Raw genomic sequence first — 12,498 nt, forward strand, 5'->3', positions numbered from 1 at the left:
GACAGAAAATGAAGGTAGAAAGACTGGACCCGGCATCAGACGCGGCTGGCAGGTTGATCGCCCTGTCTGATGCTTATATGGCTGCGCTCTATCCGGCCGAAAGCAATCACCTCGAAAGCGTCACCGCACTGGCGCAAGACAATGTGATGTTTTTCGGCTGCCACATCGATGAAGAACTGGCTGCATGCGGTGCTGTCAAGATACTGTTTGATGACGATGCCCAATTGAGCTATGGCGAAATCAAACGTCTGTTTGTGCCGGATGAATTTCGTGGCAAGGGTTTATCCAAGCTCATCATGCGGGCGCTGGAAGATTATTTGCTGGCCCATGATATACGCGTCGCCAGGCTGGAAACCGGCATCAAGCAACCCGAGGCCCTGGGCCTGTACTTCCGCCTTGGTTATGCCGAACGGGCCGCTTTTGGTGATTATGAAGAAGACCCCTTGAGTATCTTCATGGAAAAAAATCTGCTGGCCTGAATCAGAATCTGAATCGTCATTGCCCCACCCGCAACTGACAGTCGGGCAGCCTGCATGCTCGCCTGAGCTCCGCGACATTGCCCCAAATGAAAGCATGGTTAAAATCCTGCATTGCTGATAAAACGGCATCGCCTTATAGCATGGCCGCACCGGTCGCCTGCCGTACCGGGATACCCGCCGGGTCAAAATTCTCCAGGCAGTACACATTGATGCCAAAATTGTCCGGCGTGACACGCTTGCGATGAAAAGGATAAATGCCGCAAGTCTTACAAAAATAATGGCGTGCCGTATGGCTGTGGAACTGGTATTCGCTCAGGGATTCTGCACCTGCCAGCAGCTTGAAGCGGCTTTCATGCACCTTGACCATCAAGGCATTTTTGCGACGGCACATTGAACAGTCGCACATGGTCAGTTCAGGGAAATCCGTTTCGATCTCAAAACGCACGGCACCGCAGTGGCAACTGCCCCGATAGCTTTGCATGGGGCGGTGGCCCGCTTGTTGATCTTGCATCCTGTGTTCCTTTATCCCCTGACTGATAGCTTCATAGTAACGACACTGGATATTGTATGCCGCCACGCTGCAAGGCAAGCGCACTTATGTCGAATCCCGGCTGGTCTGGCAATCCATCGCCAGACAGCGGCCAGACCTGGCACGCTTTGCAGAAGGTGGGCAGCAGGCGAATTTGTTGTGACGTATTCAGGCCGATGCGCTCATGCCGGTATCCAGAAAATCGACATGAAAATCAACAATCACCTGGCCCGCGATACGCTGTACCGAGCCATCCTTGTGCATGCGACTGACCATCTTGTCTTCGCGTGAACGCACATCGATCTGGAATTCAGGGTGGTGCTTGCCAAAGGTATCGACGATGGTTTCCCTGACTTGTGCCAGCATGGCAGTTTCAGCAGCTGTCACGGTTTCGATGGCATCCTGATTCGCTGCTTCCAGGTGGGTGACGGCGTTCTCGCTGTCGCCAAAGAATTGATCCACAGTCTGTTTGAACTCGCGTTGTGTGGTCACACAATACTGTATCTTCGCAATCGGGAACAGGCTATGAGCTATGCGCGATGCCATTACGCGTTCCGGGTCGGTGGTCATGATGACCAGGCTGTCAGCGCTTTCTTCCAGGACGATCCAGTGATGGTCTTCAACATAGGCACGCTTGAAGTTTTTCAAGGCATCCGGACGCACGCGGTCGGTCTTGTAAGGCTGGTACCCGCACTCAAAATAAGCCGCCAGTGACTGGCCGATATCGGCAGGCTTGACCTCGAATTCATCAACCAGTATATCTTCCACATCCACACCCTTGCGTCGCGCTGCGCGTGCAGCCAGGCCCAGTTCAGGAATCGACAGTATCGAAGATTTGATCAGGCTGTCAAACTTGGTATGAATCACCTGTGGCGACATCAGGCGCTGGGAAAATGCCACTGCCAGGGTATTGCGCAGATAACGGAATCCCTCTTCCAGCAATTGCGGGAACTGACAGTCATTGCGGTAATTGATCAACTGCAGTACCCCCAGCAATTCATTGCTTTGTTCATGCACCAGCGGGCCAACCAGCATTTGCTTGGTGCGGAAACCGGTGCGCTGGTCTACTCTGCGCAAAAATTCCAGATTTGGCGAATGGGTTTTTAACTCGGTTTCGTCGTAGACATTGATCAGATTGATGGTTTTCTTGGTCATGGCCACATAACCGGCAACACTTTTTTCCGAGATCGGCAGGGCAAAATCCTTGAAGGAAATCAGGCCGGTCTTGACCTTGGATTCAATCGTATTTTTCTTGTAATTGACGGAATACAGCGTCAGGCGTTCACATTCAAACAGCTCGCAAATACTCTGCGACATATCGAGCATGATCTGTTCGATATTGCTGGTCGAATGGATGGCATTCGTGATGGTTTGCAGGTGCTTGAAAAAGTGTAAGCGAGCATGCACGTCGTCGTTGTCATGGACATCATACTGATCTTGTTGGATACGGCGCACAAAACTCATAAATGGACTTTCAAGAATTAAGGATTCCAGAACTTATTCTGCCACAGCTGGATGTTTCAGTCGTTGTGACAATGATAAGCTTGATATGGCTTGCTTAAAAAATGACCCGCTTCCAAACCTAGTGCTGGAATGGAAAGGTTTTCAGTAGGGTTTGTGCGTGAATGGGCCGGGCCTGATGCAGGGATATATCCTGCATCAGGCCCGGCAGCGCAGCAGCTTGGCTGCTACCGGGCTTACCAGATGGTGATGCGCTTGTCTGGCGCTACATACATCTTGTCACCTTCCTTGACGCCGAAGGCGGAATAGAATGCGGGCAAATTCGTCAGTGGACCATTGCCCCGGAAGGCGGCAGGCGAGTGCGTGTCGGTATTGATTCTGAGGATGGATTCACCGTCGCGTGACTTGCTGCGCCAAACCTGTGCCCAGCCCATGAACACACGCTGGTTGCCGGTAAAGCCGTCAATCACCGGTGCTGGTTTGCCACCCAGGGAAATCTGGTAAGCCTTGTACGCAATCGACAGGCCAGAGTTATCGGCGATATTTTCACCCAGGGTCAAGGCACCATTCACATGGTAGCCAGGCAGTGGACTATAGGCGTTGTACTGGCTGATCATGGCCGTAGTCAGTTTGCCGAAGTTGGCCTTGTCTTCCTTGGTCCACCAGTCGCGCAAATTGCCGTCGCCGTCAGACTGGCGGCCGGAGTCATCAAAGCCATGGCTGATTTCATGCCCAATGACAGCACCGATACCGCCATAGTTGACGGCATCGTCCGCCGCCGGATTGAAGAATGGTGGCTGCAATATCGCCGCCGGGAACACAATCTCGTTCAGGCGTGGATTGTAATAGGCGTTGACCGTCTGCGGGCTCATATTCCATTCTGTGCGGCTGACCGGCTGGCCCAGCTTGCTCAACTGGCGCCGGGATTCATATTCCCGCCCACGAATGACATTGCCGACCAGATCATCCTTGACGATATTCAGCTTGCCATAATCGCGCCACTGGTCAGGGTAAGCAATCTTGAGATTGAATTTAGCCAGTTTCGCCAGTGCTTCCTTCTTGGTTTCCGGGCTCATCCAGCTCAGGGTTTGTATGCTTTGTTTGTAAGCCTGCAGCAGGTTATTCACCAGCGTCAGCATGCGCGCCTTGTCTTCTTGCGGGAAGTATCTTTCCACATACAATTGGCCCAGCGCTTCCGACATGGCGTCTTCTACCCGGGCGACACCACGTTTCCAGCGGACCTGATTGGCAGGCACGCCGCGCAGGGTCTTGTGACTGAACTCAAAATCCTGGTCGACAAAACGCTGACTGAGGAAGGGTGCATAGGCATTCAGGACTTGCCATTTCAAATAGGTTTTCCAGGTATCCAGTGGCGTCGCATCGACTAATTTTGCCAGTTCGCTGAAAAAATCAGGCTGACGCACGATCACATAATCGACCTTGCCAGCCACGTTACCGGCGGTGAAGTAGGCAGTCCAGTCAAAGCCTGGCATCAGTTGCGCCAGTTGCTTCAGGTCGGTCTTGTTATAAGTCTTGATGGGATCACGATTGGCTACCTTGGTCCACTGTATTCTGGCGATCTGTGTTTCCAGTGCCAGGATGGCGGCTGCACTTTTCTCCGGGGCGGCCTGGCCGCTCATGCCCAGCATTTTCTCCAGATGCGTGAGATAGGCATCACGAAAACCCTTGAGCTTGGCATCGTCGTCCTTCAGGTAATAATCGCGGTCTGGCATGGTCAGGCCATTCTGGCTCAGGTACAGCGCGTAACGACTGGAGTCACGTGCGTCCAGGCTGATGCCCGCCGCTACCGGCAGGTTGACACCCAGTTTGCTGAGGTCTGCCATCAGCGCAGCAAGTTTGCTCTTGTCATTCAATGCATCTATACGCGCGAATTCAGTCTGCAAGGGTTTGATATCCAGCGCATTGGCGCGGGCTTCATCCATGAAGCTATTGTACAAATCAGCAATTTTCTTCTGATTCGACCCGGCGACCAGTTGATTATCATTGGCCAGTGCCTGAATGATGTCGTAAGACCTTTGCTCTGACAGTTCACGCAATTGGTCAAACGAACCAAAGCGCCCACGGTCTGCCGGAATTTCTGCCGTTGCCAGCCACTTGCCTGACATGAACTGGAAAAAATCATCTTGCGGCCGCACGCTTTTATCCAGCCATTGCAGATCAATGCCGGAAACCAGTTTGTGGCTGGCTGCTGTGGCGGGCGCAGCATTGTCAGCAAAGGCTGTAGCCATGCCGGCATTGGCAAACAGGCCAGCCAGTGCGAGGGAAATCAGGGTGCGCGACATAATATTTCCTGTATATGGAGGTTAGATCAGGAAATGTAGATGCTTTAACTTGCGCAAAGTTCAGCCATTTTAAAGAAACTTTATGCTGCACCCCGGCAAAAATGGGCGTATGCCGGAGTGCTTGGCGCCGCAATATTGAAGATTTGTTATCAACCGTGATCAGGTGTCCAGATCGACCTGGGGTACAGGCTGAATTGCAGGCTAGCTAGACTCAGTGGACTGTAACAATTGAAAACAGAGTGCCTTCCGCTTGCGCGACGACCATGGCTGCGTTGCATATGCTCGCGATAGTTCACTATCGCTGTGCATAAGTGTTAACCTTGCCTTGCCCTGATCGCCGGGCAAGCGTCTTTCACTTCTGTTTCAAAGTTACAGTCCACTAGGTCAGGCTCTTGCGGTAGACAATAAAACCGGACCGGTCGGCCACCTGATTATAGAGTCGCTGGGCAGTGGTGTTGGTTTCATGGGTTTGCCAGTACACCACGGTGCTCCCGTCCAGGTTTGCCTGTTCATAGACGGCCGCTATCAGCGCCCGTCCCACACCCTGGCCGCGCGCTTCCGGTGCCGTGAACAAATCGTTCAGATAACAACTGGCTTCAATGCGGCTGGTGGTCCGGTGGAACAGGTAATGTGCCAGCCCCAGCAACTGCCCATCCTGTTCTGCCACCAGTGCGTGCAGCGGTTCATAGCCATCAAAAAACCGCGACCAGGTCATCTGCGTGACGGCATCCGGCAGCGCATTCGGGCCTGTGCGTTCATAGAAACGGTTATAGCCATCCCACAGGACAGACCAGGCGGCAAAGTCTTCTTTTTTTACAGGTCTGACCAGAATGTTTTTGTTCATAAAACAGGTTCCCAAAGGTTTTAAATAAACAGCTGTTGTTCCATGATGCTTGCCATATCCGCCACTTCAGAATGACCGCTTTCGCGCAAGCCGTTCGCAATCGTCATGCGGTCACCGGTGGTTTTATTCTGACTGGTTTTCCATTTGCCGCAGATGCGTTGTATGGGTATTTCTATACCGACGATCAGGTCCATCATCCGGTCTATGTATTCTGCCGGCGCATCGCTGACTTTCCATGGCTGATCCAGCTTGTGTTCAAAATGTGCGCTGAGTTGCGTCAGCAAGGCCAGAAATTGCTGGCGATCTTCGATGATGCGCAGGGGGCCATGGGCATGCACGACCACATAGTTATACGTAGGTACGACGGCGCCGCTATGTTTTTTTTCTGCATACCAGCGCGGGCTGATGTACGCATGTGCACCCTGGAAAATCACTAGCAAGTTTTTGCCCGTAGCCGCTTTTTGCCATACCGGGTTGCTGCGGGCAACGTGGCCGCGCAAGACACCATAAGGGACATCCGCAGTCGGTGGCGTCACCAGAAAAGGCAGATGATTGGCATCCAGGCCATCCTCATTGTGTGTGACCATGGCGGCCAGAGGATGTGCCTGTATCAGGGCATGCAATACATCCAGGCGCTGTTCGGAAAAATGATCTGGTAAATACATGCTTATTCGATTTCTATGATGACTTCTGCGTGAATGGAATTGGCGATATAGCATTGCTCATGCGCCCTATGATGTAGTTCTTCGCGTTCCTGCAAGTCAGGTTGCCGGGCACCGGTATAGCTTTCGTGCGGGCGCAAATGGATGCGGGTGATAGCGCGCTTGCCTTGCGCATTGTTATCCATGATGCCGACGGCCAGGTCTTGATACCGGTCCAGTACATAACCGCGTTGCGCCACGAAGGACAGATAGAACAGCATATGGCAGGATGCCAGCGCAGCAACTAGCGCTTCTTCCGGGTCGACATTACCGGGTTCTGACATCGGCAATGGCACAGACAGCGGCGACGATGAGGCGGGCACGCGCAATCCGCCATCAAATTCCCACTGATGGGCACGGCTGTATTGGTTGTCAGTAAATACCTGCTGGCCACGTTCCCAAGCAATGTTTGCCTGATATTGATGCATTTTTTACTCCGGGTAGAAGAAATTAAGTTAATCTTAGTTTTAGTATTGGCTATTTAAAAGTACCAATTTTGAATAAAATAAGAATACCAATTTACCTGAGTAAGTTTTAATCTCATGCATGTATCTTCATTGATAGCCAGAATTACGCTGGACCGACAACATGGCTTGCCCTTGTACCGGCAGTTATATGGCGAAATCAGAAAGGCCATACTCGGTGGCCAGATGCTGCCGGGCATGCAATTGCCGCCCAGCCGTGAATTTTGCGTGGCCCTGGGTATCTCCAGGCAAACCGTGCTGAACGCCTATGATCAATTGTTGGCGGAAGGTTACCTGCGCGGCACGGTCGGGCAGGGCACCTTTGTGAATGAAGACTTGCCGGCATTGGTGGAACAGGGCAAATCCACTGACCTGCAACTGGCGGACAGCGTGACGGCTGACAATGGTAAGTGCATTTCGTCACGAGGCCGGCATTATATTGACCCGCGCGGCCTGACCCGTTTCCATCAGGGGCAGGTGCGCGCCTTCAGAGTCAGCATGCCCGACCTTGGCCTGTTCCCTTTTGAAGTATGGGCCAGACTGGAAGCGCGGCATTACCGTCATCACAAAGGGCAGCTCGGTTACGGCGATCCTGCCGGTTATCTGCCCCTGCGCGAATTGCTGGCAGTGAATCTGAAAGCCGCACGTGGCGTTAATTGCACACCAGAGCAAATCCTGATCACGTCGGGCTCGCAACAGGCACTCTACCTGCTTGCTACCATGTTGCTGGATGTCGGCGAACAGGCTTGGGTAGAGGCACCCTGTTATCGCGGCACCACTGCAGCCCTGCATGCAGCACAGGCGCAGATGTGCCCAGTGCCGGTGGATGCAGAAGGCATGGATGTCGCCTATGCTGCCACTCATTTTCCTGCAGCGAAACTGGCCTTCGTCACTCCCTCGCACCAGATGCCCCTGGGGATGACCATGAGCCTGCAAAGACGCATGGCCTTGCTGGATTGGGCGCAACAAAATGCGGCCTGGATAGTGGAAGATGACTACGATAGTGAATACCGTTTCGGTAGTTCACCGCTGGCATCCCTGCAAAGCCTGGACACCCGGCAATGCGTGATTTATGTCGGTACCTTGTCCAAGGTATTGTTTCCCAGTTTGCGTCTTGGTTATATGGTCCTGCCAGAGAAATTGCGCGAGTCGCTGATACAGGGCAAATCCGTGATCGACAAGCTGACTGCCGTTATGCCACAAATGGTATTGACTGACTTTATTGCAGAAGGCCATTTTGGCAGGCACATCAAACGCACGCGCAAAATCTATGCCGAACGGCAGGCCTGCCTGGTCAACTGCATACGGCATGTATTGAATGATGAACTGGAATGTGGGGCGCAAGACGGCGGGCTGGATCTGGCCGTGTATTTCAAAAAAAACCGCGACGAAGAACGCATCATCCAGGCCGGGCTGGCGCTCGGTCTGGAGTTGCGCGGCTTGTCGCATTATGTCGGCATACCGGGGCAGGCTGGCCAGGCAGGACAGTTTGGCAGCCATCCCCCCGGCTTGTTACTGGGCTTTGCTGCACTGGATATCGCTGAGATAGAACGCAGTGTGATGCTGCTGGCCAGTCTTTTCAATCAAGACCCGCACACAGCACACACAGCGCACGCTGCATGAAATCATGGAATTTCTGTTCAGGCAGCCAGCATGTCAGGCTCTGCCGGGGTCAGCAGCGCATGTCGGTTGATGGCACTGATGATGGCCTTGATGCTGGCCGTCGTTGCATCATCAGCGATGGCTGCACCATGCTGGCTGACACCATCATTGATGCGTGCTTCGATGATGCAGACTGATTGTTGTTTACCATTGCGCATGACCTGTTGCTCGCTCCTGTCCATGATATTGATGCTAAAGCCCATGGCCTGGAATGCCTGTATCTGTGCGTCAAAAATACCATGACCTGTACCATGAACAGCTTGTGGCTGTTGCTGGTACAGCAAATCCATGCACAGGGATATGTGTGCTGAATCAGATGGCGTGGTCCCGTGATGCGGGACAGGGTTTGCATGATGTGCCTGATAACTTAAAGGGTTTGCCAGTTGCAGATAGGTGTCACTGAAAATCTGGTGTATCTGCTGAGCATGCATTTCTTTACCACTTTGATCGGCAAAGGCTTGCACCACCCGGCTGAATTCGATTTGCAGGCGACGTGGCAGGCTGATGCCATATTCCTGCTCCAGCAAAAATGCCATGCCACCTTTGCCTGACTGGCTGTTGACGCGTATCACCGCATCGTAGTTGCGGCCCAGGTCTGCCGGGTCTATCGGCAAATATGGGACTTCCCAGATACCATCCGTACTTTGCTGGGCAAAGCCCTTCTTGATGGCATCCTGGTGCGAGCCAGAAAAGGCAGTAAACACCAGGTCACCCACATACGGGTGACGCGGATGGACCGGCAACTGGTTGCACTCTTCCACGCACTGACGCACGCTGTCGATGTCGGAAAAATCCAGGCCAGGATGTATACCCTGGGTGTACAGATTCAAGGCCAGCGTCACCAGGTCTACATTGCCAGTGCGTTCACCATTGCCGAACAGGCAGCCTTCGACACGATCGGCACCTGCCATCAGCGCCAGTTCGGCAGAGGCAACGGCAGTACCCCGGTCATTATGCGGATGTACGCTGAGGATGATGGCATCGCGCTGTGCCAGATGTCGGTGCATCCATTCAATCTGGTCGGCATACACATTCGGTGTCGCGCATTCAACCGTCGTCGGCAAGTTGATGATCATCTTGCGCTCTGGTGTCGGCTTCCAGATGGCAAGCACGGCGTCGCATACTTCTTTCGAGAAATCCAGTTCAGCCATGCTGAAGGTTTCAGGTGAATATTCAAATACCCATTCCGTTTCTGGCATTGCATCTGTCAATTGTTTGATGAGGCGGGTGCCATCGATGGCGATCTGTTTGATTTCTTCACGCGATTTACCAAACACGATACGGCGAAACGCCGGCGCAATCGGATTGTACAAATGCACGATGGCGCGCCTTGCACCTCTGACCGATTCAACGGTGCGACGGATCAGGTCTTCACGTGATTGTGTCAATACTTCGATGGTGACATCGGCCGGGATGCGCTGTTCTTCTATCAGTTTTCGCACAAAGGCAAAATCGGTTTCCGAGGCGGAAGGGAAGGCGACTTCAATTTCCTTCAAACCGATCTCCACCAGCATCTCAAAGAAACGCAGCTTTTTTGTCGCATCCATGGGTTCGATCAGAGCCTGATTGCCATCACGCAAATCGGTACTCATCCAGATCGGTGTCTGCTGTATGCGGCGGCTGGGCCATTGCCTGTCTGCCAGATCAACGGTAGGGAAGGCTTGATATTTTTTACTCGGGTCGATGATCATCTTGTTCTCTTTGTAAAGGGCAGTAAGGGCAGAAGGGTAGCAATGAGCAGCAATGGGCAGCAAAGCGCCTCAGCAATGCACTGATTTCTGTTTTGATTGCAAGGGAAAGAGTGGCTTCAGGCTAACCGGCGGCCACGGAAAAATACGAGGCCGGTTAACCGATCAGTAGTCGTAGCGCAGGGTGGCGCAGCATGCATGCAGCAGGGACGATCGCTATCACGGTGAACTGGTCACCGGCAGAAATCCTTGCTGAGTTGATCAAATGTGTCATGCTGTTTTTTTTCCTGGATACAGGAAATCGCTAAAGGTACTGCTAAACAAACTGTGGAAGTGAAACTGGAGGTACAACTGAAAGACGAAGCTAAGAAAACTTATAAAGTTTATAGTAGCGCGCCAGATAGTGCAGGTAGTAGAGATAGTGTTACCGACATAGACATCTGTACCGCTGGCAAGAGCTTGCCAGTAGTCGCGGTGTGCGCATCAGATGTGTAGGTAAGAAAGTTCATGTGCTTAATGTAAAAGATATCCGGCACTTTCGTCAAGCAGAATTTGCCGGCATCTCAAACTGCATTCAGGAATGGGCACAGGAATCTGTTCTGAGCACCCATCCCACATTTGTTTTATGCCTGTTCCAGATCAGGGTTTGCGTACCGGTTTGGCAGCAAATTTGTAGGAAAAAAACAGCAATAACAAGCCAACCAGTATCATCGGCAGCGACAACATCTGTCCTGCCGATATCGTGAACCCAAGGAAGTCAACTTCATAATCCGGCGTGCGGAAATATTCAGTAAAAAAGCGCGTGCAGCCATACAGGGTCACGTACAAGGCGCCTACGGCCAGGCGCGGTCTTGGTCGCATGGCAAACAGCCAGAGGATGATGAAAACCAGGACGCCATCCACCAGCGCCTGGTAAATCGGCGAAGGGTGGACCGGGTAAGTGATGCCCGGCCACATCATCGCCCAGGGCAAGTCCGCAGACGCCACACGTCCTGGCAATTCATGATTGATGAAGTTGCCGATACGGCCAGCGGCATAACCCAGCGGCACCAGCGGCGCAATAAAGTCATACACATCGGCCAGGTGGAACCTGGCTTTGCGCGCCCAAAAGTACATGGCGACCAGCACCCCCAGGAAACCGCCGTGAAAAGACATGCCCCCTTTCCACACCGCGAAAATTTCCAGCGGATGGGAGACATAGTAAGAAAAGCCATAGAACAGGACTTCGCCCAGGCGACCTCCTATGATGACGCCCAATACCCCAAAAAACAGCATGTCGTCGATATGCTCGCGGGTCCATCCTTTGGCCGCAATATGCGGTTGTCGTAGCCTGACGCGGCCAAGGATAATGAACTGGACAAACGCCACCAGATACATGATGCCGTACCAGTGGACAGAAACCGGGCCTAAGGAAAATGCAATGGGGTCAGGATTTGGATGAATGAGCATGAAATTCAATTATTGGTTAAACAGATGCACAAAGGCATCAAGTACTGCTGAATGATTGTTTTTGCGCCAGGCCAGGCCAATTTCCACCACAGCCGTGCTGTCCGGTAAATCAAAGTACAGAACGCCGGGGCGTTGCAGGTTCGACACGGATTGTGGCACAAGTGCGATTCCCATGCCAGCCGATACCAGGCCAACGATGGTCTGCATCTGTATGGCCTCCTGGCCGATCTCGGGGGTCAGGCCGACGCTATGAAAGCAGCCCAGTATGGCATCGTGCAATGCAGGAGCAATTTTTCGCGGAAACAGGATCAGGGGCATGTTTTCGCATTCTGCCAGGCCCATGCTGCTGCGTCCTTTGGCAAAGCTTTCCGGTACCGCCAGCATCAGCGGTTCCGACAAGACTTTTTGGTAGCTCAACAGATGTTGCAGCTTTTCCGGAATCGGGGGAATCAGGAAGCCGGCATCGATTTCGGCTTTTTCCAGCGCATCCAGTTGCACGTCTGTGGTTGCTTCGCGCAGTTCTATGTGCACCGCCTGATGTTGCTGGCGAAACTCGCGCAGCGCGGGCGGCAAGATGCTGTAGTCGGCAATCGACACAAAGGCCAGCGACAACTGGCCACTGGCACCACTGGCGGCCAGCTGTGCCAGTTGTGGCAGGGCTTGTGCTTGTTGTATGAGTCGCCTGGCTTCGGGCAATAGTGCCAATCCGGCAGAAGACAAGGCGATATTGCGGGTATTCCGGATGAACAGGTCTGCGCCCAGTATACTTTCGAGTACCTGTATCGCCTGTGACAGCGGTGGTTGGGTCATGTGCAATCGCGCTGCAGCTTTGCCGAAATGCATTTCTTCGGCAACAGCAAGAAAATAGCGCAACTGACGCAATTCAAGATGTCTTGTTTCTGGTATCGACATGGAGTG

At 52.9% G+C, this 12,498-nt stretch carries 12 protein-coding genes; 3 read left to right on the forward strand and 9 right to left on the reverse strand.

Features of this window, described 5'->3' with window-relative positions:
* Nucleotides 1-8 precede the first annotated feature (8 nt).
* On the forward strand, nt 9-479 hold the full coding sequence (locus ACO0LM_RS09890; RefSeq protein WP_423036611.1) for a GNAT family N-acetyltransferase: 471 nt from the start codon (nt 9-11) through the stop codon (nt 477-479).
* A 133-nt stretch (nt 480-612) separates the two neighbouring features.
* On the opposite strand, the gene ACO0LM_RS09895 is transcribed toward ACO0LM_RS09890, so the two are convergent.
* A complete protein-coding gene (locus tag ACO0LM_RS09895; RefSeq protein ID WP_422987079.1) occupies nt 613-990 on the reverse strand; it encodes a GFA family protein in 378 nt (125 codons plus the stop codon).
* Between the two features lie 52 nt (nt 991-1,042).
* Here ACO0LM_RS09895 and ACO0LM_RS09900 point away from each other — a divergent pair, with 52 nt between their 5' ends.
* Nucleotides 1,043-1,171 (forward strand): hypothetical protein, encoded by a 129-nt coding sequence (locus ACO0LM_RS09900; protein WP_423036613.1) that lies wholly within the window; start codon nt 1,043-1,045, stop codon nt 1,169-1,171.
* 5 nt (nt 1,172-1,176) lie between these two features.
* On the opposite strand, the gene ACO0LM_RS09905 is transcribed toward ACO0LM_RS09900, so the two are convergent.
* The 5 genes from ACO0LM_RS09905 to ACO0LM_RS09925 all read right to left on the reverse strand — a co-directional run bounded on the left by ACO0LM_RS09905 (nt 1,177) and on the right by ACO0LM_RS09925 (nt 6,745).
* A complete protein-coding gene (locus ACO0LM_RS09905; RefSeq protein ID WP_423036615.1) occupies nt 1,177-2,472 on the reverse strand; it encodes a GAF domain-containing protein in 1,296 nt (431 codons plus the stop codon).
* 233 nt (nt 2,473-2,705) lie between these two features.
* Nucleotides 2,706-4,772 (reverse strand): M13 family metallopeptidase, encoded by a 2,067-nt coding sequence (locus ACO0LM_RS09910; RefSeq protein ID WP_423036617.1) that lies wholly within the window; start codon nt 4,770-4,772, stop codon nt 2,706-2,708.
* Nucleotides 4,773-5,151: 379 nt separating this feature from the next.
* Nucleotides 5,152-5,616, reverse strand: a complete 465-nt coding sequence (locus tag ACO0LM_RS09915) for a GNAT family N-acetyltransferase (protein ID WP_423036619.1) — start codon at nt 5,614-5,616, stop codon at nt 5,152-5,154.
* 20 nt (nt 5,617-5,636) lie between these two features.
* Entirely contained in the window at nt 5,637-6,281 is a 645-nt protein-coding gene (locus ACO0LM_RS09920; protein WP_423036621.1) for an FMN-binding negative transcriptional regulator, read from the reverse strand.
* A 2-nt stretch (nt 6,282-6,283) separates the two neighbouring features.
* A complete protein-coding gene (locus ACO0LM_RS09925; protein WP_423036623.1) occupies nt 6,284-6,745 on the reverse strand; it encodes an OsmC family protein in 462 nt (153 codons plus the stop codon).
* 114 nt (nt 6,746-6,859) lie between these two features.
* On the opposite strand from ACO0LM_RS09925, the gene ACO0LM_RS09930 reads away from it, so the two are divergent.
* A complete protein-coding gene (locus ACO0LM_RS09930; protein WP_423036625.1) occupies nt 6,860-8,404 on the forward strand; it encodes a PLP-dependent aminotransferase family protein in 1,545 nt (514 codons plus the stop codon).
* A 17-nt stretch (nt 8,405-8,421) separates the two neighbouring features.
* On the opposite strand, the gene leuA is transcribed toward ACO0LM_RS09930, so the two are convergent.
* The 3 genes from leuA to ACO0LM_RS09945 form a co-directional block, all read right to left on the reverse strand.
* Complete coding sequence (gene leuA / locus ACO0LM_RS09935) at nt 8,422-10,134, reverse strand: 2-isopropylmalate synthase (protein WP_423036627.1); 1,713 nt, start codon at nt 10,132-10,134, stop codon at nt 8,422-8,424.
* 636 nt (nt 10,135-10,770) lie between these two features.
* Complete coding sequence (gene lgt, locus ACO0LM_RS09940; RefSeq protein WP_423036629.1) at nt 10,771-11,580, reverse strand: prolipoprotein diacylglyceryl transferase; 810 nt, start codon at nt 11,578-11,580, stop codon at nt 10,771-10,773.
* Nucleotides 11,581-11,589: 9 nt separating this feature from the next.
* On the reverse strand, nt 11,590-12,492 hold the full coding sequence (locus ACO0LM_RS09945) for a LysR family transcriptional regulator (protein WP_423036631.1): 903 nt from the start codon (nt 12,490-12,492) through the stop codon (nt 11,590-11,592).
* Nucleotides 12,493-12,498 lie beyond the last annotated feature (6 nt).

The sequence above is a fragment of the Undibacterium sp. Di26W genome, from assembly GCF_049340265.1.
Taxonomy (GTDB): Bacteria; Pseudomonadota; Gammaproteobacteria; order Burkholderiales; family Burkholderiaceae_D; genus Undibacterium.